The 25,345-nt window shown below is 60.7% G+C and carries 21 protein-coding genes; 15 read left to right on the top strand and 6 right to left on the bottom strand.

Going from position 1 to position 25,345, the window contains the following annotated elements:
• Window positions 1-53: 53 nt before the first annotated feature.
• Together SIB83_RS08225 and SIB83_RS08220 are read left to right on the top strand one after the other, a co-directional pair.
• On the top strand, window positions 54-716 hold the full coding sequence (locus SIB83_RS08225; protein WP_413745525.1) for a Coq4 family protein: 663 nt from the start codon (window positions 54-56) through the stop codon (window positions 714-716).
• Window positions 717-781: 65 nt separating this feature from the next.
• Window positions 782-1,348, top strand: a complete 567-nt coding sequence (locus tag SIB83_RS08220) for a cyclic nucleotide-binding domain-containing protein (RefSeq protein WP_413745524.1) — start codon at window positions 782-784, stop codon at window positions 1,346-1,348.
• Between the two features lie 5 nt (window positions 1,349-1,353).
• On the opposite strand, the gene alaS is transcribed toward SIB83_RS08220, so the two are convergent.
• Window positions 1,354-4,032, bottom strand: coding sequence for an alanine--tRNA ligase (gene alaS, locus SIB83_RS08215; RefSeq protein ID WP_413745523.1), 2,679 nt, complete (start codon window positions 4,030-4,032; stop codon window positions 1,354-1,356).
• Between the two features lie 35 nt (window positions 4,033-4,067).
• Between alaS and SIB83_RS08210 the strand changes: the two genes are divergently transcribed.
• The 11 genes from SIB83_RS08210 to SIB83_RS08160 all read left to right on the top strand — a co-directional run bounded on the left by SIB83_RS08210 (window position 4,068) and on the right by SIB83_RS08160 (window position 17,127).
• On the top strand, window positions 4,068-4,481 hold the full coding sequence (locus tag SIB83_RS08210) for a hypothetical protein (protein ID WP_413404925.1): 414 nt from the start codon (window positions 4,068-4,070) through the stop codon (window positions 4,479-4,481).
• Window positions 4,478-7,678, top strand: coding sequence for a DEAD/DEAH box helicase (locus SIB83_RS08205; RefSeq protein ID WP_413404923.1), 3,201 nt, complete (start codon window positions 4,478-4,480; stop codon window positions 7,676-7,678). Before SIB83_RS08210 ends, SIB83_RS08205 begins: the two co-directional genes overlap by 4 nt.
• Window positions 7,679-7,682: 4 nt before the next feature.
• Complete coding sequence (locus SIB83_RS08200; RefSeq protein ID WP_413404921.1) at window positions 7,683-8,591, top strand: SWIM zinc finger family protein; 909 nt, start codon at window positions 7,683-7,685, stop codon at window positions 8,589-8,591.
• Window positions 8,584-9,042, top strand: coding sequence for an MEKHLA domain-containing protein (locus tag SIB83_RS08195; protein ID WP_413404919.1), 459 nt, complete (start codon window positions 8,584-8,586; stop codon window positions 9,040-9,042). The genes SIB83_RS08200 and SIB83_RS08195 overlap by 8 nt, the downstream gene beginning before the upstream one ends.
• A gap of 175 nt (window positions 9,043-9,217) precedes the next feature.
• Entirely contained in the window at window positions 9,218-9,631 is a 414-nt protein-coding gene (locus SIB83_RS08190; protein ID WP_413404917.1) for an Hsp20/alpha crystallin family protein, read from the top strand.
• A gap of 155 nt (window positions 9,632-9,786) precedes the next feature.
• Entirely contained in the window at window positions 9,787-10,911 is a 1,125-nt protein-coding gene (locus SIB83_RS08185; RefSeq protein WP_413406231.1) for a TRAP transporter substrate-binding protein, read from the top strand.
• Window positions 10,908-11,480 (top strand): TRAP transporter small permease subunit, encoded by a 573-nt coding sequence (locus tag SIB83_RS08180; RefSeq protein WP_413404916.1) that lies wholly within the window; start codon window positions 10,908-10,910, stop codon window positions 11,478-11,480. Before SIB83_RS08185 ends, SIB83_RS08180 begins: the two co-directional genes overlap by 4 nt.
• Window positions 11,477-12,868 (top strand): TRAP transporter large permease, encoded by a 1,392-nt coding sequence (locus tag SIB83_RS08175; protein ID WP_413745522.1) that lies wholly within the window; start codon window positions 11,477-11,479, stop codon window positions 12,866-12,868. Before SIB83_RS08180 ends, SIB83_RS08175 begins: the two co-directional genes overlap by 4 nt.
• Before the next feature lie 37 nt (window positions 12,869-12,905).
• Window positions 12,906-14,678 carry a diflavin flavoprotein gene (locus SIB83_RS08170; protein WP_413745521.1) on the top strand — a complete coding sequence of 591 codons (1,773 nt, stop codon included), beginning with the start codon at window positions 12,906-12,908 and terminating at the stop codon, window positions 14,676-14,678.
• Window positions 14,678-16,507, top strand: a complete 1,830-nt coding sequence (locus tag SIB83_RS08165; RefSeq protein ID WP_413745520.1) for a flavin reductase — start codon at window positions 14,678-14,680, stop codon at window positions 16,505-16,507. Before SIB83_RS08170 ends, SIB83_RS08165 begins: the two co-directional genes overlap by 1 nt.
• A 92-nt stretch (window positions 16,508-16,599) precedes the next feature.
• Window positions 16,600-17,127, top strand: coding sequence for an NAD(P)H-dependent oxidoreductase (locus tag SIB83_RS08160; RefSeq protein ID WP_413745519.1), 528 nt, complete (start codon window positions 16,600-16,602; stop codon window positions 17,125-17,127).
• Window positions 17,128-17,494: 367 nt separating this feature from the next.
• Here SIB83_RS08160 and SIB83_RS08155 read toward each other — a convergent pair whose 3' ends face one another.
• From SIB83_RS08155 to SIB83_RS08140, 4 genes are all read right to left on the bottom strand, one after another.
• On the bottom strand, window positions 17,495-17,755 hold the full coding sequence (locus tag SIB83_RS08155; RefSeq protein WP_413745518.1) for a hypothetical protein: 261 nt from the start codon (window positions 17,753-17,755) through the stop codon (window positions 17,495-17,497).
• Window positions 17,756-17,863: 108 nt separating this feature from the next.
• On the bottom strand, window positions 17,864-20,794 hold the full coding sequence (gcvP, locus tag SIB83_RS08150; protein ID WP_413745517.1) for an aminomethyl-transferring glycine dehydrogenase: 2,931 nt from the start codon (window positions 20,792-20,794) through the stop codon (window positions 17,864-17,866).
• A gap of 59 nt (window positions 20,795-20,853) precedes the next feature.
• Window positions 20,854-21,243 (bottom strand): glycine cleavage system protein GcvH, encoded by a 390-nt coding sequence (gcvH, locus tag SIB83_RS08145; RefSeq protein ID WP_413404903.1) that lies wholly within the window; start codon window positions 21,241-21,243, stop codon window positions 20,854-20,856.
• A gap of 19 nt (window positions 21,244-21,262) precedes the next feature.
• The gene (locus SIB83_RS08140; protein WP_413406227.1) at window positions 21,263-22,540 is read right to left on the bottom strand and encodes an aminotransferase class I/II-fold pyridoxal phosphate-dependent enzyme; all 1,278 of its coding nucleotides are present in this window, start codon (window positions 22,538-22,540) and stop codon (window positions 21,263-21,265) included.
• A 225-nt stretch (window positions 22,541-22,765) separates the two neighbouring features.
• On the opposite strand from SIB83_RS08140, the gene SIB83_RS08135 reads away from it, so the two are divergent.
• Window positions 22,766-23,614, top strand: coding sequence for an acyl-CoA desaturase (locus SIB83_RS08135; protein ID WP_413747334.1), 849 nt, complete (start codon window positions 22,766-22,768; stop codon window positions 23,612-23,614).
• Here SIB83_RS08135 and SIB83_RS08130 read toward each other — a convergent pair.
• Complete coding sequence (locus tag SIB83_RS08130; RefSeq protein ID WP_413745516.1) at window positions 23,602-24,327, bottom strand: hypothetical protein; 726 nt, start codon at window positions 24,325-24,327, stop codon at window positions 23,602-23,604. The two genes, SIB83_RS08135 and SIB83_RS08130, sit on opposite strands and share 13 nt — an antisense overlap.
• Window positions 24,328-24,383: 56 nt before the next feature.
• On the opposite strand from SIB83_RS08130, the gene SIB83_RS08125 reads away from it, so the two are divergent.
• Window positions 24,384-25,316: an acyl-CoA desaturase gene (locus SIB83_RS08125; RefSeq protein WP_413745515.1), complete on the top strand. Its 933-nt coding sequence runs from the start codon at window positions 24,384-24,386 to the stop codon at window positions 25,314-25,316.
• Window positions 25,317-25,345: the final 29 nt, after the last annotated feature.

Below are 25,345 nucleotides of genomic sequence, written 5' to 3'. Positions count from 1 at the left end.
GGCTGTCTAACTACCTGAAGTCGGCTGAAGATATCAACATCGGCACTCCTTCCATGCAAATCAAACTCGGAGAACGATTACAGAGCCTGAAGCTGCTGACCAGCCTGGCAGCCTTCCTCAAAAATCCGGACTCTCTGAACAGCGTTCTCGCCATCGGCGCCAGCGTGAAAGACAGTCCAATCGCCGAACAGATGATCCGTCATCTGCTGAGCAATCCCCAGTTCGCACAATTGGTGAACGATGGCTGGCGTCCGCAGCCGATCGATTTATCCGCACTGCAAACCCTTCCAGAGGGCACCCTTGGGCGCCATTATGCCGATCAGCTAATCAGCCAGGGCATCACTCCAGACACGCTGATTGACTCTTCCCCCGTCAAAGATGAGCGCGATTACATCACACATCGACTCAAGGAGACCCATGACATCACACATGTTCTGACCGGATTTGGAATTGATGGCATCAGCGAACTGGGCCTGCAGGGGTTCAATCTCGCGCAGAACCGGTCCCCACTTGCGGTGATGCTGATCTTTGGAGGCATGCTGACGGCACTGCAGAACGATGAGCCACTCGCTCCGATGCTGCGCGCACTGGCAAAGGGCTTCCAGATGGGCCTGGATGCCGAACTTGTGATCGCACGCAAATTGGAAGAGGGCTGGGATCGCCCCCTGCACGAGTGGCGAAGCGAACTGAAGCTGCCTGACGAGATACCTGGTTGAACCTTCACAGCATGCGGGCACTGCAGAACGATTGGATGTATCAATAGAAGAGAAGTCGCGATGCCATGTGGGGAGATGAGCCGCAGCTTCAAGCCTTCAGGGAACGACTGAAACTCCTGCTGGTCGCGCACCAGCAGGAGCTGAATCCAAAGAAAGTGATCGCTGCCGAAGGAGACGTGCTTTTTCACCAGGGCGACTCCGTCGAGACATTGATGTTGCTGACCGAGGGGCGAGTCGCGGTAGATATCCACCAGGGCAACGAGCTCCACACCCTGGCCGAAGTGGAATCTGTCGAATTACTCGGTGAGGTTGGTTTTTTCGCCAATGGCAAGCACTACGCCGACTTTCGCGTTGTGAAAGGGCATGCAGAACTGCTGGCCATTCAAGGAGAGGCACTGCTCCAGGCCATGTTGTTTGACACCGATCTCGTCGTGGAGATGCTGTCGCTCGTTAGTGAGCGTTGCCGGCGCGGCAATCAGGTCATCGCCATGCTGCTGAGCGGAATCAATGCAGTACACGACGATTGCCCGGAGCGAATCGAACAATCCATGACTGAACTTGGCGGGGTTCACTTCTGCATTGCCAAAGCCAGCAGGCAATTGCAGAAGATGCATCAACTGCGCCAAAGCTGAGCCGATCAGACCAGAGAGTCGCTGAGTTCCACCCGTGCCGTTTCCAGCGCTCCATCCAGAGCTGCTCCATCCCGACCTCCGGCCTGAGCCAGATTCGGGCGGCCACCGCCGCCGCCGCCGCAGTGTTTGGCGATCCGGCCGATGAACTTGCCAGCCTGCTGCCCTTTGGCGATGACCGCCTTGCCGAAACAGGCCACGAGAATGACCTTGCCCTGATCGGCGGGGTCAGGCAGACCACCAATCACCACCGCACCGGCCTCGCCAAGCTGATCACCCAGATTCTGAGCAGCACCCTGAAGACCGCTGCCATCCACACCGTCAAGGCGCTCAACCAGCAGCTGAAACTCACCGACAGTAACCGCTTTGGAGGCAAGTGCCGCTGATTTGGCAACCGCCAATTCCGCCTGAACAGCCTGCAGTGCCTTACTCGTTGTCTTTAGCTCTTCCTGAAGAGCGCTCACCCTCTCCACGATTTCACCGGGCTGGGCTTTGAAGCGGTCTCCCAGCTGTCTCACCACGGAATCGCGTTCATTCAGGTACGCAAGCACAGCAGGGCCTGCCACAGCTTCAATACGGCGGATGCCAGCCGCCACGCCACTTTCACTGACGATCTTGAACAAACCGATCTCGGCAGTGTTGGCAACGTGGGTGCCACCGCAGAGTTCCATCGACACACCGGGCACATCGACAACACGCACCACATCGGCGTATTTCTCACCGAACATGGCTACAGCGCCAGCGGCCTTGGCCTTGTCGATCGCCATCTCCTGCACCTGGAGCTCGTAGGCGTCAGCAATCCAGCTGTTGATCAATGTCTCAATACGCTCCAGCTCCTCGCCGCTCACAGCCCGCGGGCAATGGAAGTCGAACCGCAAGCGATCGAAATTCACCAGAGATCCGGCCTGACCAATGCCTGGATCCACCACCTGCTTCAGGGCTGATTGCAACAGATGCGTGGCGGTGTGATTCGCCTGGGCACGGCGGCGGCAGCTGCGGTCCACACGACCCTGCACAACATCGCCGACTGCCAGCGTTCCACGCTCCACACGACCGCTGTGCACGAACACACTGCGGTTTCGGCTTACGGATTCCACACTGACAATGAGGCCGTCTCCGTCATGGCCTTCACCGGCCAGAGTGCCGCGATCACCCACCTGACCGCCTCCCTCGCCATAGAAGGGAGTGGTATCCAGCACCACCTGCACGGAATCACCGGCAACGGCTTGTTGTGCGGGGTCTCCATTCACCACAAGTGCCTGCACACTGCTGCTCTGTTCCAGCTGCTCGTAACCACGAAAATCGGTTCCATCAATCCCTGAGGCCACCTGGTCAATGGCGTCCTGCAATGTGAGGTCAATGCTCACGGCAGCAGCTTTGGCGCGCTGGCGTTGACGCTCCATCGCGACTTCAAATCCAGCCAGATCAACGGCCAGGCCATGCTCTTCAGCAATTTCCTGCGTGAGCTCGAGCGGAAATCCGTAGGTGTCATACAGCTCGAAAGCCTGAGCACCGCTGATCTGCTTCGGCTGGGCCTCCAGCACATCCGCCAACAGTTTCTCCCCTCGTTCCAGGGTCTCCAGGAACCGGGATTCCTCGCGTTGGAGTTCCCCCAGGATGACGTCCTTGCGCTCAACCAACTGAGGATGCACCGCCTGCATCAGCGCGATAGCAGCCTCGCCCATGGTGTTGAGAAACGGCTTGTCGATGCCCAGGAGACGTCCATGCCGCACCACGCGGCGCAGCAGCCGGCGCAGGATGTAGCCGCGACCCAGATTACTGGCGGTGACGCCATCGCTGATCAACTGCGTGACGGCGCGACTGTGGTCGCCGATCACCTTGAGCGAGGTTTTGCCCTTGTCGTCGAGCTGGTGGTAGTCGACACCAGCCAGATCAGCTGCCGCTGCAATCAAGGGAAAAATCAGATCGGTTTCGTAGTTATTGGGAACCTTCTGCAGGATCTGAGCCATGCGCTCAAGGCCCATGCCGGTATCGATGTTGCGGTTCGCCAGTGGTGTGAGTGTGCCCTCCGCATCGCGATTCGACTGCATGAACACCAGGTTGTAGAACTCGATGAAGCGGTCGTCGTCTTCCAGATCGATCCCCTCATCACCCAGTTCAGGTTTGAAGTCGTAATAAATCTCCGAGCAGGGACCACAGGGCCCTGTTGGACCTGAGGCCCAGAAGTTGTCGGCTTCATCCATGCGGATGATGCGCTTCGGATTGACGCCGACAACATCACGCCAGATCTGCTCAGCTTCATCGTCTTCCCGGAAGACGCTCACCACCAGATTCTTGGGATCCAAGCCGTAGACGACCGTGCTCAGCTCCCAGGCCCACTCAATTGCCTGCTGCTTGAAGTAATCACCGAAGGAGAAGTTGCCCAGCATCTCGAAGAAGGTGTGGTGCCGGGCCGTTCGACCCACGTTCTCGATGTCGTTGGTGCGAATGCACTTCTGGCTGCTGGTCGCACAGGGGGCAGGCCGTTGCTGCTGACCGAGAAAGATCGGCTTGAACGGCAACATTCCAGCGATCGTGAGCAGAACCGTGGGGTCCTCAGGCACGAGTGAGGCACTGGGCATCCGCCTGTGACCACGCTGCTCGTAGAAAGCGAGGAACGCTTCCCGGATCTCCGCACCGGTGCGGGGACCAGCTGCCTCGTTTCGCGACGATTGTGCAACAGCCATGGTGGGTTCGGGCTTGAACAGCAGGTCCTCCAGCCATGATCGCCTTTGAGCTGCCACCGACGTTGGCCGACAGCACCGACGAGCAGAGTCGCGCAGTGTTGAGACTGCGCTCCCTGAGCTGGGCCCTGGTTGCCGGATTGGCGGCGGGGATGCTCAGCCTGCCCTTCGGGATTGATCAGGCGGTGCGATCCACAGGATGCGGCCTGTTTTACGGACTACTGGCGTTCCACCTTGAGCGTGTGGATCCGGAGGACTCCCATCTGCGGGCTGGACTGGTGGGAGCCGTCTGCGGAATACGGACTTTGGGAATGTGCCTGCCATCCCCTTGGGCAGATGCTGATTCCCTGGCATCATTGGTGAAGGATCTCGTTATGGGGTGGTTGCCGTTGATCGGCAGCTCACTTCTGCTTCACGGAACCCAACGCATGTTGTCTGCGTCGCGGCCATGAGCCTGCTGCACGCCACCTGGCTTCCGGCCATTCGTACACCCAGCAGCTCCGGTCGAGCTGCACTGCTCGTATGGGCTGACACCTGGCGTGTGGCCGAACCGATGGGACCGGGGGCCACTCCAGCAATTCATCCCTTCACCCTCAGCACCGAGGAGCTTCGGGCCTTGCTGACGGAGCGTGACCTGCTGCCGGACGGAATCATTGACGCAACGGCCTGCCTCACGCTGCCCAGTCGCAGTGTCAAACCGAAACGCAAACGCTCGGCAACAGCAGAGACACCCCCCGAAGACGATCCACCCTGGTGCGGTCTGCCGCTGCAGGCCGGTGAGCCGATTCCAAAGACCACCGAATGGTGGCCCTGGCAGGTGCAGGGCCTGGCCATCGAACCGATGGCAGCCACCGAATGGCTGGCCAAGCTGCCGCTTTCAGGTCGTCATCCGGATCTGGCTGATGAGCTGCGCTGGTGGAGCCATATGCAGCGCTGGGCCCTGAGCCTGGTGGCACGAGGCCGCTGGTTGCCCCAGGTGGAGTTGAGCAAGGGCGAGGGTTACCCCCACCGAGCCCGCTGGGTGCCGCTGCTCAATCGGGAGGAAGACCGCCGCAGGCTGGAGGATCTGGCGGCGGGACTCCCCCTGGTTGCCACCTGTGCCCTGCCCTGGCGCGAACCGACCGGCAGACGCAGCAACCGCATGACCCGACTGCGACCGGAGGCGATGCGAGCCGCCAATCCCGTGGCCTGCTGTCGACCCCGCAGTGGCCGGCTGCGCGTGGCCACCCTGCTGGAAGACCTGCTGGATGCGCAGCTGCGCAAAGGCTTCAGCCCTGATCAGGAAGGCCTGGACCCACTCCTCACCGCCTGGGAAGAGGCTCTCAGCTCTGAAAGCGGCGTGATCAACCTCAAGGATGAGGATGCCGAGCGCCTAGCCACCGCCAGCCACCACTGGAGAGAGGGCGTGGCCGGCAATGTTGCTCCGGCACGGGCCTGCCTCGAGCTGGCCACACCGTCTGAGGGTGAGGAACTCTGGCCCCTGCGCTTCTTCCTGCAGGCGGAATCGGACCCAACACTGAAGCTGCCGGCCAGTGCCGCATGGGCTGCAGGCCCCAAAGGTCTTCAGCTGGGAGAGATTCCCGTGGAGCATCCCAGCGAAGTGCTGCTGGAAGGAATGGGCAGAGCCTTGACGGTGTTCGCACCGATCGAGAGGGGCCTCGAGAGCGCCACACCGGAAGCCATGCAGCTCACCCCAGCTGAAGCCTTCGTGCTGGTGCGCACGGCCGCACGCCAGCTTCGCGATGTGGGTGTGGGCGTCGATTTGCCGCCGAGCCTTTCCGGCGGACTGGCCAGCCGCCTGGGACTGGCGATCAAAGCGGAACTGCCCGAGCGGTCCAGGGGCTTCACCCTGGGCGAGAGCCTCGACTGGAGCTGGGAACTGATGATCGGCGGCGTCACGCTCACCCTGCGCGAACTGGAACGCCTGAGTGGAAAACGCAGCCCACTGGTGCGTCACAAGGGTGCCTGGATCGAACTGCGACCCAATGACCTCAAGAACGCTGAACGCTTCTGCGGCGCCAATCCTGAGCTCAGCCTGGACGATGCCCTGCGACTGACAGCCACCGAGGGCGACACGCTGATGCGTCTGCCCGTGCACGCCTTCGATGCAGGCCCCCGGCTGCAAGGGGTCCTTGAGCAGTACCACCAGCAGAAATCACCGGATCCACTGCCCGCACCTGAAGGATTCTGTGGACAACTGCGGCCGTATCAGGAGCGTGGGCTGGGCTGGCTCGCCTTCCTGCACCGTTTCGACCAGGGCGCCTGCCTGGCCGATGACATGGGCCTGGGCAAAACGATCCAGCTTCTGGCCTTCCTGCAACACCTCAAGGTGGAACAGGAACTGAAGAAGCCCGTGCTGCTGGTGGCCCCCACATCGGTGCTGACCAACTGGAAACGGGAAGCCGCAGCCTTCACACCTGAGCTCAACGTGCATGAGCACTACGGCCCCAAACGGCCCACAACTCTGGCTGCTCTCAAAAAAGCTCTCAAGGATGTCGACCTGGTTCTCACCAGTTACGGACTGGTGCAGCGGGACATCGAGCTGCTGGAAAGCTTCGACTGGCAGGGAACGGTGATCGATGAGGCTCAGGCCATCAAGAACCCTTCGGCCAAACAGAGCCAGGCCACGCGCGATCTGGCCCGCACCCGCAAGGGCACGCGCTTTCGCATCGCACTCACCGGCACGCCGGTGGAGAACAGGGTGAGTGAGTTGTGGGCCCTGATGGATTTCCTCAACCCCAGAGTTCTGGGTGAGGAGGAATTTTTCCGCCAGCGCTATCGAATGCCGATCGAGCGCTACGGCGACATGTCGTCACTGCGTGATCTCAAGTCGCGGGTTGGACCCTTCATCCTCAGGCGCTTGAAGACCGATAAGGCGATCATCTCTGATCTGCCGGAGAAGGTGGAGCTGAGCGAATGGGTCGGGCTGAGCAAGGAACAGAAATCGCTCTACGCCAAAACCGTCGAAGACACCCTCGATGCCATTGCCCGTGCTCCGAGGGGCAAACGTCACGGACAGGTGCTGGGACTGCTGACCCGCCTCAAACAGATCTGCAACCATCCCGCCCTTGCACTGAAGGAACAGGATGCGAGCGAAGACTTTCTCCAGCGTTCCGTGAAGCTGCAACGGCTCGAGGAGATTCTCGAAGAAGTGATCGAAGCCGGCGACCGGGCCCTGCTCTTCACCCAGTTCGCGGAATGGGGCACGTTGCTGAGGGAATATCTGCAACGCCGCTGGCGCAGCGAAGTGCCCTTCCTGAGCGGCAGCACCAGCAAGACGGAGCGACAGGCGATGGTTGATCGCTTCCAGGAAGACCCACGCGGACCACAACTGTTCCTGCTCTCACTGAAGGCCGGCGGTGTGGGACTCAATCTCACCCGTGCCAGCCACGTGTTCCACATCGACCGCTGGTGGAACCCGGCGGTGGAGAACCAGGCCACAGACAGGGCTTATCGCATCGGGCAGACCAACCGGGTGATGGTGCACAAGTTCATCACCAGCGGTTCGGTGGAAGAAAAGATCGATCGGATGATCCGCGAGAAGTCCAGACTGGCGGAAGACATTGTGGGCTCAGGCGAGGAATGGCTCGGAGGTCTCGAAATGGGACAGCTGAAGGAGCTGGTGAGCCTGGAAGACAACCCGTCCTGACGCGATGACCATCACCCCCAACAGCAGCGGCATCAACACCTCCCTCAGTGATGAGGGACTTGGGCAACAACCCTGGTGGGTTGAGCAGTGGATGGAGCTGATCAACTCCTACCGCTTCAAGAAACGCCTCGAACGGGCCTGGACCTATGCCCGAGAAGGACATGTGACATCGATTCGGTTCGAAGGTCGACGGGTGCATGCCCGTGTTCAGGGAACCGATGAAGACCCTTACAAGGTCAAGCTCTGGCTGGATGTGCTCAGCGATGAAGACTGGGGTTTCGTGCTGGAAGCCCTCACACAGAAGGCCCGCTGGTCGGCGCAGCTGCTGGCCGGAATCATGCCGGCAGACATCGAACGGGCCTTTGCTGCCAGTGGTCGCCGGCTCTTCCCCTTCAAGCTGCAGGAAGTGCGCAGTGAATGCAGCTGTCCGGACAAGGCCAATCCCTGCAAGCACATCAGCGCGGTGTACTTCCTGATGGGAGAGCGCTTCAGTGAAGATCCTTTCGTGCTGTTTCAGCTGAGGGGGCGCACGCGAACAAAGCTCCTGGAAAATCTCGCGGAGCATCGGCTCAAGGCCCTGCAGGCGAGGGCCGAGCTGGCAAAAACCGAAAACACATCAACAGAAGCAGCAGATGATGGAGGATCGAGTCCTGACGACACCATCACGCAGCCGCATCCAGCTGTGCTGGACCCCACGCTCTGGTGGCGTTACGAGGCCAGCCTCGACGCTGATCTGGTGGTGATCACCCCCGCGATGGAAGGCGATACGGGGCTTGATGCCGCAGGCGATCTTCCTCTGGCTGAAGAGCCACGCTTTCCCGAATCCAGACCTCGCTTTCTGCAACACCTGCGTGATCAGGGTCAGGCTCTGGCTCAGCGGGCCATGCTGGAAGCCATGGCGGCCGGTGGCTGAATCAGCACCCTGGCAGACGCCGGAATCCCAGTGCCTGATCTCCAGGCTGATGCTGTCTCACCAACGGGCCTTCAAGAGACCACTGCTGGATTGTGGAAACCCAGCCAAGGATCTGTTCAGCAGCACAATGGCCGTTCTCGCGCATGACAACAGCCATGACCCGCTGCTGATCTTTGCCAATGCCACCGCTCTGCGTCTGTGGGAGCGGTCATGGCACGAGATGATCGGCATGCCCTCCCGCTACACGGCGGAGGAAGGAGCACGTAAGCAGCGCGCTTCCGCCCTGAAACGCGCGCAGAACCAGGACGCGTTCGAGGGCTACAGCGGTGTACGGGTGTCACGAACCGGTCAGCGATTCATGATCAACAACGCAAGAATCTGGACCCTCTGGGACGACAAGGGCCAGAACTGCGGGCAAGCGGCAGCGTTCTCCAGCTGGTGCTGGCTCTGAATCACATGTGCTGATGTTCGGTTGTTGCGAAAGTCCTGTCGTGACAACCGAAACCGGTGGTCCAGACCGAACAGAACCGGTCGGTTGTCCCCCTCCTCAGAGTCAATCAACCTGTACATATTGGCGTTGTGGGTGATGCCAACACCCCATCAACATCACTCTTCAGGAGTTATCCATGATCACCCTTCGTCAATCACCTTTTGATCTTTTCGAGCGTCTCGACCAGCAGCTTTCACAGGTTGAGCGTGTACCAGCTGCCGAAATTCACGAAACCGACGATCATTACTCGATTCGCCTGGAACTCCCCGGCGTGGCTCACGACAGCATCGATGTGAAAGCCAGCGACCGCAGTCTCAGCGTCAGCGCTGAACGTCGGAATCCTCAGGCCGTTGCTGATGCTGAGGCCGGAGCATCGGCTGACAACACCCTGCTCAGCGAGTTTCGCTATGGCAATTGGAGCCGCAGCTTTCGCTTCGCCCATTCCCTCGACCGCGATGCGCTGCGGGCCACCTACCGCGACGGCATCCTGACGATCGAGGCTCCCAAGACCGACAACCGCACCACCGTGTCGGTGAAGGTGGACAGCTGATCACAGCGCATTGAGGCCCAGCCCTCAGGGAACGGTCCAGCCCTCTGCGAGCGCAGGGGGCTTTGTTTGATTGCGAAACCGGGGCCAAGCCTGGAGCGATCGATAATCTTGCCCAGACAGCGTCGTCTCTAGGGCGACCAACCCAGGAGCACGTGATGCAACGTCGGCAGCTGCTCCGGACCAGTGGGCAAGCGCTCGCCGCTGCAGCCGGAACCGGAGCACTGAGCGCCTGCACGATTCGTCGTGCTGAAAACGGTCGCAGCAGCGGTCTTCCCCAGGTGCGCTGGAGGATGGCAACAAGCTGGCCGGTCTCGCTTGACACCATTTACGGAGGTGCCGAAACCATCTGCGAACAGGTGAAGGCGATGAGTGGCGGAGGATTCACAATCGAACCGTTTGCCGCCGGTGAGATCGTTCCCGGGCTTGAGGTGCTGGATGCCGTGCAAGCCGGCTCCGTGGAATGCGGCCACACAGCCAGCTACTACTACGTGGGCAAGAACCCCGCGTTCGCCTTCGGCACTGCCGTGCCATTCGGGCTCACGGCACAGCAACAGAATGCCTGGCTCTATCAGGGAGGCGGCAATGAGGCGATGGACGCCTTATTCGCTGATTTCGGCGCCAAAAGCTTCCCTGCCGGCAATACGGGAGGTCAACTGGGCGGCTGGTTCAAGCGGCCTGTCGACAATCTGGCGTCACTCAAAGGTCTGAAAATGCGCATCCCAGGGCTGGGAGGCAAGGTGATGGCCAGCCTGGGTGTGAACGTTCAGGTCTTGCCGGGCGGCGAGATCTATCTGGCACTGGAACGGGGAGCCATTGACGCCGCGGAGTTCACCGGCCCCTATGACGACGAGAAACTCGGCCTCCCCAAAGCAGCGAAGTACTACTACTACCCAGGCTGGTGGGAACCCGGGCCAAGCCTTACAGCGCTGGTCAACCGCGGTGCCTGGGACAAACTGCCGGCCGAATATCAGGCCATGTTCAGCACGGCCTGCTACCAGGCCAATCTGGGCATGCTCAGCAAGTACGAACAACGCAACAGCGAGGCGCTGCTGAGACTCAGACGGCAGGGAATCAAACTTGAGGCCTACAGCAACGACATCCTCGAGGCCGCCGAGGAAGCCACGGGCGTGTTGTTTGCGGATCTGGCAGCTGACGATGCCGGCTTCCGAGACCTTCTGGAACGCTGGCGTCTGTTCCAGAGGGAAACGCTGAACTGGAACCGCATCAACGAGCTGCCGCTGACGACGTTCAACACAGCCTCCTTGGGAGGAGAACAATGAGCGAGCCTCTCTCCGGTGTCATACGCCTGTTCGATCGGCTCAACGCCGCGGCCGCCTGGCTGGCGCGCTGGTCCGTGCTGCTGATGCTGGCTATCGGAATCTGGAACGTTGTTGGCCGCTATCTGGGCTCCGCAATCGGAATCAATCTCAGCTCCAACGGTCTGATTGAGGCCCAGTGGTACCTCTTCGATCTGATCTTTCTGCTCGGCCTCGGCTGGACCCTGCAGAAACAGGGCCATGTGCGTGTGGATGTGCTGCAGAGCCGCTGGTCACCACGCCGTCGCAACCGTCAGGAACTGAACAGCATCCTGCTGCTGCTGCTGCCCTTCGCCTTCGGGGTGATGGCGATCTCCATCGCACCGGCGCTGCGCTCCTGGAGCATCGCCGAAATGTCTCCAGATCCAGGCGGATTGCCGCGCACCTGGGTGAAATCACTCATCCCCCTGGGCTTTCTGCTGTTGGGGCTGCAGGGGATTGCCGAAGCACTGCGACTGCGGCTGGCGCTCAGCAACCCTGAAACCAGCCAAGCTGCCGATGAGCAGCGCCAGGAGGGGGGCACCACGCTGTGATCGAAATTGAAGCCCTGGGCTGGGTGATCAGCTTCGACCCCTCCGCGGTGCTGGCTCCCGGAATGTTTCTGGCGCTGATCGTTGCGCTGCTGAGCGGATTTCCCGTTGCGTTCTGTCTTGGCGGGATCGGGGTGATCTTCGCCCTCTTAGGGATGCTGAGCGGTGAAATCGACCCACAGTTCGTCACCGCTCTTCCTCAGCGAATCCTGGGGATCATGGCCAACTTCACCCTGTTGGCCATCCCCGCTTTTGTCTTCATGGGTTCGATGCTGGAGAGCTCCGGCATCGCCGAACGGCTGCTGGAAACCATGGGCCGGCTGCTGGGGCGCCTGCGCGGCGGCCTGGCCCTGGCCGTTGTTCTTGTCGGTTCGCTTCTGGCGGCGACAACCGGAGTGGTGGCAGCAACAGTCACCACCATGGGGCTGATCTCACTGCCGGCCATGCTGCGGGCGGGATACGACAAAAGCCTTGCCACTGGGGTGATTGTGGCGTCTGGCACGCTCGGGCAGATCATCCCCCCGAGCATTGTTCTGGTGGTGCTGGGTGATCAGCTCGGAATCTCAGTCGGTGATCTCTTTATCGGCGCACTGCTGCCGGGCCTGCTGATGTCGGCCGTGTTCGCCATCTACGTGCTGGTGATCAGTGCTCTCAAACCGGAACTGGCCCCCGAACTCAAGCCTGAGCTCACCGACTCAGGACGTCCTCTGCAATTGGTGCGTTCGGTGTTGCCGCCGATCGCTTTGATCGTGGCGGTGCTCGGGAGCATCTTCTTCGGCATTGCAACACCTACGGAAGCGGGCGTGATCAGAGCGGTTGGCGCCATGGTTCTCGCAGCCTTCAACGGCGGTTTCAGCCGTCAACAACTCTCGAATGTCTGCGAGAGCACCATGCGCACCACCGCCATGGTGATGGCCATCCTGATCGGATCCACAGCGTTCAGCCTGGTGTTCCGAGGTGTGGGCGGAGATCAGCTGATTTCCGATCTGTTGCTCAACCTCCCCGGAGGACGTGTGGGTTTCCTGGTGTTCAGCATGCTGATCATCTTCCTGCTGGGCTTCTTCATTGATTTCTTCGAAATCGCCTTCATCGCAGTCCCGCTGCTGCTGCCAGCTGCCCGCCAGTTGCTTGGGCCCGAAGCACTGGTGTGGTTCGGCGTGATGATCGGCGCCAATCTGCAGACCTCCTTCCTCACACCACCCTTCGGCTTCGCGCTGTTCTATCTGCGCGGCGTGGCTCCCGGTGAAGTGAGCACTCGCGATATTTATCGCGGTGCCCTGCCGTTTGTCGGACTGCAGGTTGCGGTCCTGGCCCTGATCATTGCCGTACCGGGAATGGTGGACTGGTTACCCCGCCTGGCTGCAGCCCTCAGCCCGGGTCCGATGACCTGAAGATCTTCGTAAAGTTGGTTACAACGCGCGATTAGCCATGGTCACGGCAAGCCTGAACAGCACGAACTCCGCTGCTGTGACCCCACGCCTCTCACTCCAGTGCGAGCCGATCGCAGCAGACAGCACCACCATCCGCTCCCTGGACTGGGAACGCAGCCGTTTTGACATTGAATTCGGCCTGCGCAACGGCACCACCTACAACGCATTTCTGGTGCGGGGCGAACGTACCGCCCTGATTGACACCAGCCACGCCAAGTTCCGCGACACCTGGGTGCCGCTGCTTCAGGAGCAGATCGATCCCAAAGCGATCGACCATCTGATCGTGAGTCACACCGAGCCGGACCACTCAGGACTGATCGGCGATCTGATCGATCTCAATCCCGAGATCGAGATCGTGGGTTCAAAGGTGGCGATCCAGTTCCTCAAAGACCAGGTGCATCGACCCTTCAAGTCGAGGGCTGTGAAAACCGGCGACGAACTTGATCTGGGCACGAGCGCCGACAGCGGCGTGCAGCACCGCTTTGAATTCATCAGCGCACCGAACCTGCACTGGCCTGACACAATCTTTTCCTTTGATCACGGCAGCGGCATCCTCTACACCTGTGATGCCTTCGGACTGCACTACTGCTCCGACGAGTTATTCGACACGGACCCCGGTGCGATCGCACCGGACTTCCGCTTCTACTACGACTGCCTGATGGGCCCCAATGCCAGGAGTGTGCTGCAGGCTCTGAAGCGCATGGATGCGCTGCCGGAGATCAACACCGTCGCCGTGGGACACGGCCCCCTGCTGCGCCAACACCTCAGCCACTGGTTGAACGACTACAGAGAATGGAGCAGCCAACGCAGCAAGGGCGACAGCTACGCCGCCGTCTGCTATCTCAGCCAGTACGGCTTCTCGGACCGACTCAGCCAGGCCATCGCCCACGGCATCGGCAAAGCCGATGCGCAGGTTCAGTTGGTGGATCTGCGGGCCACCGACCCGCAGGAACTGACCGCACTGGTCGGCGAAGCCAAGGCAGTGGTGGTTCCCACCTGGCCCACGGAACCGGATGGTGAACTCCAGGCCTCAATCGGCACCCTGCTGGCGGCACTGCAGCCCAAGCAACTGGTGGGGGTCTACGACGCGTTCGGTGGCAACGACGAGCCGATCGATGCCGTGGCCGAGCAGCTGCGCAATCAGGGGCTGAAACCGGCCTTTGAACCGCTGCGGATCCGCCAGCTGCCCCAGGGCGGCGACTACCAACGCTGCGAGGAATCAGGAACTGACCTCGGCCAGATTCTGACCAGGAAGAAATCCATCGAGGCGCTGCGCAGCATCGACGCCAACCTCGACAAGGCGCTGGGTCGTCTCACCGGTGGTTTGTACATCGTGACGGCCAGCCAGGGCGAAGGTGATGCCCGTCGCAGTGGTGCCATGGTGGCCAGCTGGGTGGCCCAGGCGAGTTTCCGCCCGCCCGGCCTGAGTGTTGCCGTGGCGAAGGATCGGGCGATTGAAGCACTGATGCAGGTCGGCGACAGCTTCGTGATCAACGTGCTGAGGCAGGACCGCTACAAGCCCTTGATGCAGCATTTCCTCAAGCGGTTTCCCCCCGGCGCCGATCGATTCGAAGGGGTGAACGTGCTGCATGGAGCCGCTGAGGGCGGCCCGGTGCTCACGGATGCACTGGCCTACCTGAGTTGCCGGGTGGAACAGCGCATGGAAGGGCCGGATCACTGGATCATCTACGCGCTGGTGGAACAGGGCAACGTGGCAGACATCGATGGGCGAACAGCGGTTCACCATCGAAAGACAGGCAACCACTACTGATGGTGACCACCGTCGCAGCGAGCTCCTCATCGGCTGACCGGCAGGTGATCAGCCTGGCGATCGACCGGGGCCTGGTCTGCCTGCGGGGACTCAGCCCACAGCGGCTGCGGTTCGAGCTGGAATATGCACTGGAGCGCGGCAGCACGGCCAACAGTTTTCTGTTCGAAGCCGGGCTTGATGCAACCGGAGTTCAGCAACCCTCTGTACTGGTGCATCCCCCTGGGATGGCCTACAGCAGCGTTTTCCTGCCTGCTCTGCAGGACGCTCTACCGGCTACTGATGAGCCCCTGCTGATTGTGATTGGGCACGTGAATCCCAACCGTGTGGCGTTGCTGCAGGAACTGGCCGGAACGTATCCAGGCCTTGAGCTGATCGCGTCCAATCCTGGCGCCAAGCTGCTGCAAGAGCTCTGGAACCGACGCAAGCCCTCTCCCTCAGGTGTTGAAGATGAGGCACAAGCACTGCCAGATTTTCCCCCGTTGAGAGTGATCCGCCGGGAGCAGACACTCGAATTGAGCCACGGGCGCAGCCTGCTGCTGATACCCGCACCAACTCCCCGTTGGCCAGGCGGACTGATGGCTTTCGAAGAGCGCTTCGGGCTGTTGATGAGCGACAAGTTCTTCAGCGCCCACCTCTGCACCAACACCTGGGCGGAAGCCAACCGAAGCAGCACCGAAGAAGAGCGTCGCCATTTCTACGACTGCCTGATGGCACCGATGGCCCGCAAGGTGGACCTGCTGGTTGAGCGTCTGGAGGAACTGAGCATCCGCACGATTGCTCCGGCCCATGGTCCCGCCATCGATGCCAGTTGGCGCAGTCTGCTGAATGACTACCGTCGCTGGGGGGAAAGTCACCAGCAATCCAGCCTGAATGTGGTTCTGCTGTTTGCCAGTGCTTACGGCAACACCTCAGCGATTGCCGATGCCCTGGCCCGGGGCGTCAGTCGTACCGACATTCGGGTCACCAGCCTCAACTGCGAGTTCACTCCATCGGAGGAGCTGGTTGCCGCCATCCAGTCTGCGGATGGGATCCTGATCGGCTCACCCACCCTCGGTGGTCACGCACCCACCCCGGTGGTCTCCGCGCTGGGAACCCTGCTGGCGGAGGGTGATCGCAGCAAACCGGTGGGCGTGTTCGGCAGTTTTGGCTGGAGCGGTGAAGCCGTGGACCTGCTGGAAACGAAACTGCGTGACGGTGGCTTCAGTTTCGGCTTCGACCCGATCCGGGTCAAATTCAGCCCTGATCGCTCGAAGGTGAAGGAGCTGGAGGAAATCGGGACCCGTTTCGCGCGCAAACTTCTCCAGGCGGAAAAACGGGCACAGCGGCGCAACGCCGGAAGCATGAGTGAAAGTCGCAGCGATCCAGCTGTGTTGGCCCTCGGACGTGTGGTTGGCTCCCTTTGCATCCTCACCACACGCAAGGGCGAACTTAGCGGAGCCATGGTGGCGAGCTGGGTCAGCCAGGCCAGTTTCACGCCCCCTGGACTCACGGTTGCTGTCGCCAAGGACCGCGCAGTCGAAGCTCTTCTACACAAGGGGGATCGCTTCGCGCTGAATGTGCTGGCCGAAGGTCGCGAGAGCGGACCGATGAAACAGTTTCTGCAGCCCTTCAAACCAGGAGCCGACCGATTCAGTGGACTGGAACTGGAGACGAGTCCGAATGAACAACCGCTTCTCCCCGAAGCGCTCGCCTGGCTGGAAGGTCGTGTCAGTCAGCGGATGGAGTGCGGAGACCACTGGCTGATCTATGCCCAACTGGACCACGGCGGAGTGTTGGATCAGGAAGCCTCGACGGCCGTCCATCACAGGCGCAGCGGCGCTAATTATTGAAGAGTCGTCGCGCCCGATCTGGGGCCGACAACTGATTCAGGTAGCGGCGTGAAAACGTCGTTTCCATGCAACGTCTGCAGTCAGAGCTGATCATGAGCACGACGAACGGTTCCGATGTGCTGGTGATTGCAGCCAGCAACGGCGAGAACCTCAAACTGGCCCAACGCTTCGTGGAGCAGGTGCAGAAACAAGGCAACAGCGCTGATCTGCTCGACCTCACAACACTCGAACTTCCCCTGTTCACACCGCGCGAGCAGGACCACGGCATGCCGGTTGAGGTGCCTGCATTACACAAACAACTGATGACGGCACAGCGATGGGTCATCTGCGCCCCTGAATACAACGGTTCAATCCCCCCGGTCCTGACGAACGCCATCGCCTGGCTGTCCGTTCAGGGAGATGACTTCCGGGCCCTTTTCAACGGACGGCCGATCGCCATGGCCAGCTTCTCAGGCGGCGGCGGCATGGAGCTGCTGGTGTCGCTGCGCATCCAGCTCACCCATCTGGGCGCCCAGGTCGTGGGGCGTCAGCTGCTGAGCAACTACTCCAAAGCAGCGAAAGACGAAAGCATTGCCGACCTCATCCAGCGCCTGATGCAGATGTCACCACTGCAGCTGTGACTGCGTTTATCGGCCAATGAATCAGAAACAACCGATGAATCAAGGTTGGTCGCTGAAATTAAAAAGCAATCTATTCAAAAGAGAATCGGAATTTCATACGCGCACCACATCCAACCCACTGAAATAGCCAAGTCATTAACAATTTCCATTCCACGAATGGGCATGACCCTGGATCCTCAGTACGCGATTCGCTAGCGCGGATTTGTTCTGTTGGAACAACAAAACAGCGGTTGGCTGGTCAGACCGGAACGAAGCCCCATGACGCTTTTGCCATTTCGCACTCACGCCTGCTCGCTGGCGGATGTGAAAGCAGCGTTGGACCGGCGACTGAAACAGAAGTCAAGCCTGATCTCAGTCGCCTGAAACCTCAGGCCGCCTGAGGCGGGGGCGTGGGCGATCCCTGGGACTGGATGGGGATCACCAGAGTGGCCCAGCGCTCGGGACGGTCGGGACGCTGACGCCTTGCCTGACGAATTCCAAAAGGAACTCTCAGCACATTGGTCCCTTCGATCGGCAATGTATGACCCCGACCGAGTGCAGCCTGCAGGCAGTCAGTAATGTCGGGAAGCTGCAGTGAGTCTGGAGTCTGTCCCGTCGATTCAAGTTGTTGTTTGGTGTCGCGACTCATTGATTCCCCATTTGCGACGGTGAATGCTGTGCAGTGTGATCAAAGTTCTCATTGCACAACTAAAAATCGAAGATTAATTTCCGATTTCGGTAAAATTTAACCCATTATCTAACTCGCTGCTGCAGCCATCTCTTCAACGCTGGGGCAGGTGCAGATCAGATTGCGATCGCCGTAGGCATTATCAATCCGTGCCACAGCTGGCCAGAACTTGTTGTTGCGCTGATCCGACAACGGAAACGCAGCCTGTTCTCGGGTGTAAGGGCGATCCCAGTGATCAGCAGTCACTGCGCTCAACGTGTGGGGAGCGCGGCGCAGAGGATTGTTCTCACGGTCGCTGTCGCCATTTTCAATCGCTGATACTTCTGCGCGGATCGCGATCATCGCGTCACAGAAACGATCCAGCTCTTCCAGGCTCTCGCTTTCGGTGGGCTCCACCATCACAGTGCCCGCCACCGGCCAGCTGACCGTCGGAGCGTGGAAGCCGTAATCCATCAGACGCTTGGCCAGGTCATCAACCTCCAAGCCGGCGCTGCGCTTCAGGTCCCGCAGATCAAGAATGCATTCATGGGCCACGAGTCCTCCCTCTCCCCGAAACAGCACCGGGTAGTGAGAATCCAGCCGATGCGCCAGATAATTGGCTGACAGCAGAGCCACGGCGGTGGCCTGCCGCAGGCCAGCAGGGCCCATCAAACGCAGATACATCCAGCTGATCGGCAGGATGCCTGCACTGCCCAGGGGAGCAGCAGACACCGCTGAAATGGACCGGTCACCGCCGCAGGACGTCAAGGGATGACCGGGGAGAAATGGCAGCAGATGCTCGCCCACACCGATGGGGCCAACCCCTGGGCCACCGCCGCCATGGGGAATACAGAACGTCTTGTGAAGGTTGAGATGGCAGACATCCGCCCCGAAGGCCCCTGGTCTGCAGACACCGACCTGAGCGTTGAGATTGGCGCCATCGAGATACACCTGTCCTCCATGGTCATGAACGAGGCTGCAGATCTCACGGATTCGGGTCTCAAACACCCCGTGGGTGGAGGGATAGGTGACCATCAGCCCCGCCAGGACATCGGCATGCTCAGAAAGCTTGTCGCGCAGGTCATCGACATCGACATTGCCCTGGTCATCGCAGGCCACAGGCACGACACGCATGCCAGCCATCACCGCACTGGCAGGGTTGGTGCCATGGGCACTTGTGGGAATCAGGCACACATCGCGATGGCCCTCGCCCCGGGCCTGATGCCAGGCGCGAATCACCAGCAGACCCGCGAATTCCCCCTGGGAGCCGGCATTCGGCTGCAATGAAACCCCGGCAAAACCGGTGAGCTCAGCCAACCAGCTCTCAAGGTCCCGCGCCATGCGCTGATTGCCCTTCAGCTGATCGGAGGGGGCGAAGGGATGAATACTCCCAAACTCCCTCCAGCTCACCGGTGCCAGCTCCGCTGCCGCATTGAGCTTCATGGTGCAGCTGCCCAGAGGAATCATCCCATGCACCAGCGAAAGGTCTTTGCTGACCAGACGCTGGATGTAGCGAAGCAGCTCGGTCTCACTGCGATAGCGGTGAAACACCGGCTGCTGCAGCCAGGGGGTTGAGCGCAACGGCAAGCCCGCCAGAGACTCATCGTGATGCGCAGTCTCAGATCGTTCAGAAAGATTGCTCCCAGTGGCTTCTGCCACCAGTGAAAGCAGCTGTGACACCTCCCGGTTGTCGCTGAGCTCATCGAGGCTGACACCGAATCCTTCCGCCTGTTCGATCGGCGCGCCATCGGGAAGAACCCGGAGATTGAAACCGGCTCGGGCTGCCAGCTGATGCACCTGAGGCGCCTGTGCGCAGAGCACATCAACGCTGTCGAAGCGACATCCCTGCGGTAGGGAGAGACCGAGTGAACGCAGTCCCTGTTCAAGCTGACAGCGGAGATGCAGCACGCGTCGAGCGATCAGCTCCAGGCCTTCCGGCCCGTGGTGGACGGCATAAAACGAGGCCATCACCGCCAGCAGCACCTGGGCTGTGCAGATGTTGCTGGTGGCTTTGTCTCGGCGGATGTGCTGCTCGCGGGTCTGCAATGCCAGACGCAGGGCGACATTGCCTTCAGCATCTTTTGACTGCCCGACGATCCGTCCGGGCACCTGCCGGCGATAGGCATCGCGCGTGGCGAAGAAGGCTGCATGGGGACCACCACCACCCATTGGAACACCGAAACGCTGGGCACTGCCCACGGCAATGTCGGCACCGAGAGCACCAACAGGTTCGAGCAGCACCTGCGCCAATGGATCGATGGCCACAGTGACCAATGCGACATGCTCATGGGCCCTGGAGATACAGGAACGAGGGTCCCAGAGCCGACCGCAACGTCCAGGCAGTTGCAGCAGCACACCGAACACATCGTCACCCCAGGCGAACTGATCCGGCTCAGCCACCTCGAGCTGAATTCCGATCGGCTGAGCCCTGGTGCGCAGAACCGCGAGGGTCTGTGGCAACACGGCGGCATCCACCAGAAAACGGCGGGCTTCTGCTCGCTTGCAGACCCCGAAGCTCATCGACATTGCCTCCGCTGCCGCTGTGGCCTCATCCAGAAGCGAGGCATTGGCGATCGGCAGACCGGTCAGCTCAGTGATCAAAGTCTGAAAATTGAGCAGTGCCTCCAGGCGACCCTGAGCTATTTCGGCCTGATAAGGGGTGTAGGCCGTGTACCAGGACGGGTTTTCCAGCACCTGCCGCTGGATTAACGCCGGCGTGACGGTGCCGTGGTAGCCGAGGCCGATCAATGACCGGTTAACGCGGTTGAGACCGGCCAGCTGACGCAGCTCAGAGAGAGCTTGGGCCTCTCCAACGCCCCCCGGGAGCTGTGCCTGGGGCGGACTTGCGTCAAGGATGTCCTGCGGCACGACGGCCTGCAGAAAGCTCTCAAGATCACTGAAGCCAAGCTGATCGAGCATCAGCTGGTTGGCTGCGGATCCAGGTCCGATATGACGCTGAGCAAACGGTGGCAGACACGGAACTTCAGTTGTTCTCACCACACGCTTGTCCAGCAGGGTCATGGTGCAGCGGAGTGGAGGTCGCTGACTTTAGGCAACTTGACCTGGTGGACGATGTGATATTAGGTCGCGGCAACCTTGGCGGCATAGGTCGCGGCGTCCATCAACTGCTCCAACTGGGTCAGATCGCTCGGACGGATCACGAGCAACCAGCCCTCTCCATGGGGATCCTTCTGCAGTTCTTCGGGATTGGCCAGCAAAGCTTCATTGCGCTGCAGAACCTTGCCACTGAGGGGGGCATACATCTCCTCAACAGCCTTGACCGACTCAACGGTCCCGAAGCTGGATCCACGGCCGAGATCAGCACCCACCTCTGGGAGATCCACAAACACAATGTCGCCGAGTTGATCCACGGCATAGGCACTCAGACCGACACGGATCGAATCAGCGTCCTGCCAGGCGTACTCATGGCTGTCCGCATAGCGGTAGGAGGCAGGGAAGTCGAAGGCCATCAGGCCGCATCAGCGTCTCTCAATCAGTGTGCGCCAGATTCAGGTGTCCTGCCGCAGCCAGGGCTTCCAGCGCCTTGATCAACGCCAGCTCGACATGGGCGTGATGGGTCCCGCCCTGAACGTACAGATTGAAGGGCTCGCGCAAGGGCGCATCAGCGGAGAACTCACTGGTGCTGCCGTCAACGAAGGTGCCTCCGGCCATCACCAGGTCACTGGCATAACCCGGCATCGCTGCCGGAACAGGGTCCAGATAAGAGCCGACGGGGGAAGAGGCCTGGAAGGCACGGCAGACCAGCTTGACTGCCTCAGGCTCTCCCAGCTGCACGGCCTGGATCAGGTCGCTGCGGGATGCGCCGGCCACTGGCTGCACCGGAAATCCGAGATCGGCGAATACACCGGCCACCAGATCAGCACCGATCAAGGCTTCAGCCACCATCTGCGGAGCCAGAAACAATCCCTGCAGCAACAGGCGGTGCAGATCAAAACCAGTTCCACCTTCGCTGCCGATCCCCGGTGCCGTGAGACGACAGCAGGCCTGTTCCACCAGATCGGCGCGACCAGCGACGTAGCCACCGGCAGGCGCAATCGTTCCACCCAGATTTTTGATCAAGGAACCAGCGACCAGATCCGCTCCCACCTCGGGGGGCTCCCTGGCCTCAACCAGTTCCCCGTAGCAGTTGTCGATGAAGCAGACGCAGTCGGGCTGTCGTTCATGAATGCGGGCGCAGAGGCGTCCGATGGTCTGCACGCTGAGCGATGGACGCCAGCTGTAGCCGCAGCTGCGCTGAATCAGAATCAGTCGACACGATTGGGCCAGAGCCAGCTCAAGGGCCTGATCGTCCACAGCTCCGGCTTCGGTGAGCTGCAGCTCGTCGTAGTCGATGCCGAAGTCCTTGAGGGATCCCTGGCCCTCTCCACGCAGGCCAATCACCTCTTCGAGCGTGTCGTAGGGGCGTCCGGTGATGGAAAGCATGCGATCGCCTGGCCGGAGCACCCCGAACAGAGCGGCAGCAATGGCGTGGGTGCCGCTGACGAACTGGAGTCGCACAGCCGCCGCCTCAGCGCCGAGAACGCGTGCGAACACCCGGTCAATCACCTCTCGGCCCTGATCGCCGTGTCCGTAACCACTCACGGAAGCGAAATGCTGAGTGCCAACCCGCTCCGCCTCAAACGCAGCGAGAACCTTCTGAAGCCGATCGGCCACAGCAGCGGTCCGCCCACGAGCAAGGGACTGCTGACGCTGTCGAACAGCTTCAACCTTTTGACGGGCAAATGCTCTGGCCTCACTGAGATTCATGGCCGGTGAACCAGTGCTGTCGCGATAGCGATCTGAAGACCCAGCCATGAGAAAACCGCGGAAAGCCTCCTGTTTTCTTTTACATTCACGTTTCCAACCAACTGTTTTTGTCCCGGCTGTAGCCGTTTCGACCGCAACAGAACTGGTTCAAGGAGAAACTTCTTGGTCACCACCACACCGGCAGTCACACGCTCCAACCGCGAATTGCGCACGCGCGCAGCGGTGATGGCGCCCCGCCAGCGACTGCCCCGCAAGCAACGCAAGTTGAAGGGTGGAACCACATCCTTCATGGTGGCGATGCATGTGCTGGCCACCATTGCCCTGCTGCCGAGGTTCTGGAGCTTTCAGGGAATTGTCGCCTTCGCAGTTCTTTACTGGGCCACGGTGCTTGGCGTGACACTCGGCCTGCACCGGCTTGTGGCTCACCGCAGTTTCGAGGTGCCCCGCTGGCTCGAGCGATTGCTGGTGATCATGGGCACCCTGGCCGCCCAGAGCGGACCCATCGACTGGGTCGCCCTGCACCGTCACCATCACAAATTCTCTGATCAACCCAACGATCATCACGACGCTGGCCGAGGCCTGTGGTGGAGCCACAGCGAATGGATGCTGCATGAGATCCCCGCCCTTGAACACAAGGAACGATTCGGCGGCGACCTGCTCAAAGACCCCTTTTATGTCTGGCTGGATCGCTGGTTCCTGGTGCTGCAGATCCCCATCGGTTTGGCGCTCTATTGGTACGGGAATGCAGCCCAGATCCATGGAGGCGGGGTTGGTCTGGTGTTATGGGCGATCCCCCTGCGTCTGGTGGCCGTCTATCACGTCACCTGGCTGGTGAATTCGGCAACACACGCCTTCGGTTACCGCAATTTCGACTGTCCGGATCTGTCAAGGAACTGCTGGTGGGTGGCCGTTCTGTCCTTCGGTGAGGGTTGGCACAACAATCACCATGCCCACCCAGGCAGCGCCCGCCATGGATTGCGCTGGTTCGAGTTTGATATCACCTGGATGCACATCCGCCTGCTTCAGAAGCTCGGATTGACCCGTCGGGTCAGACAGGCCCGTTACCCCGGCTGAGCAGCTGATCGCAGTTCGGCCAGAAACGCTTCGGCGCTCTGGCCCTTGCTGCCTTCTAGAGCCATGTGTGTGGCATGAAGATCGAGAAATTCACCGTCGAGTTCCTCAGCGCTGTACTCCCTTAAACCGGCCATGACCTCGGCGAAGCGGTCACGGCGCTGATTCTTGGTGACCGGATAAGCCTCCATCACCTGATCACGACACTGACGCCAGGCCTGTCCTCTACAGAGACTGTCAGCGATTGCCGCACTCAGTGCAGCGGCTTCAGCGGAATCAATCCGCCAGTCAAAGCCCGGTGGCAAAGGGCCAAGACCCACGAAGATTTCCAGCAACTCACCGGCTCCCAGCGGCTCTCCATGGGCGGCGAGCAATGGAACGGCACTGTCGTTCAACACCCGCAGCAGATCGGGATGCACTTCAGTCAACTGATCTCGGATCGGTTCAAGGCCCTGATGCAGCACTGCATTCGCCTGGCCGAGTGCGAGAAAAACCTCCGGCCCCGGAGACGAGAGCTTGCCGTTGCGGAGATTGGAGATCTGGGAGTTGTGCACACGACCGAGGTCCAGAGCATCGGCTAGGGCGGGCAACACCTTGTGGGACCAGCCGTTGCGCTCATGCCACACATGAATGAGGTGAGCCATCGCCTGGCGCCCTTCCTCGAGACGCTGGCGGTAACCCTTGTTCACATGATCAGAACCACTTGCCTTATCCATTGGTTGATACGTATCCGTATCGCGTGTAGTGTGCAGAGATCAACCGGGATCAAGTCATGGCACCAAGCGCGATTAGAACGCCTTCGCCACCCAGTCGAAAACCAGTTTCGCATCGTGGTCCCAGGCTGGCAATCAAGCCCTACCGGCGCCCCAAGAGCAAGACGCGCATCGCTCGCAAGAGCGAAAAAAGCTGGGTGACGATCGGATTCATGATCGTGATCCATGTCCTGGGACTGCTGGCACTCGCTCCTGCCTTCTGGAGCTGGGAAGCCGTCACCAGCCTGCTGGTGCTGTACTGGGTCACCGCCTGCCTGGGTGTGACCATCGGCTATCACCGATTGCTCTCACATCGCTCGTTCCGAGTGCCGCTCTGGCTTGAGCATTTCTTTGCCACCTGCGGCGCCCTGAGCTGCCAGCATGGCCCGATCGACTGGGTGGGGCTGCACCGGCATCATCACAAGTATTCCGATACGGATGCGGATCACCACAACAGCAACAAGGGCTTCTGGTGGAGCCACATGGGCTGGATGTTCAATGCGATTCCAGCGATGCAGGAGGTGCCCCGCATGGCCGGCGATCTGAGCAAGGACCCCTACTACCGCTGGCTGAACAACTGGTTCCTGGTTCTGCAGCTTCCGCTGGCCGGCCTGCTGTTCTGGATCGGCACCGCCACCGGTGCCGGCGGCTGGGCCCTGGTGCTCTGGGGGATTCCTCTGCGCCTGGTGCTCGTCTACCACGTCACCTGGCTGGTGAATTCCGCCACCCACTGCTGGGGCACCGTGGCCTTTGAAAGCGGCGACGATTCGCGCAACAACAAATGGGTGGCCGCCGTCACCTTCGGCGAGGGCTGGCACAACAATCACCACGCCTTCCCGCATTCGGCGCGTCATGGCCTGCAGCCCGGACAAATCGATCTCACCTGGGAGCACATCCGTCTGATGCGTGCTCTGGGCCTGGCCACCAAAGTGCGACTGCCCATGAAGTCGTAAAGTTATCGATCGCTAATCCGTCGTCGTCA

The sequence above is a fragment of the Synechococcus sp. MIT S9507 genome (assembly GCF_047304715.1).
In the GTDB taxonomy this organism is placed as follows: Bacteria; Cyanobacteriota; Cyanobacteriia; order PCC-6307; family Cyanobiaceae; genus Synechococcus_C.
Note: the sequence above shows the minus strand (reverse complement) of the source record. Positions and strands in the feature narration are given on the sequence as shown.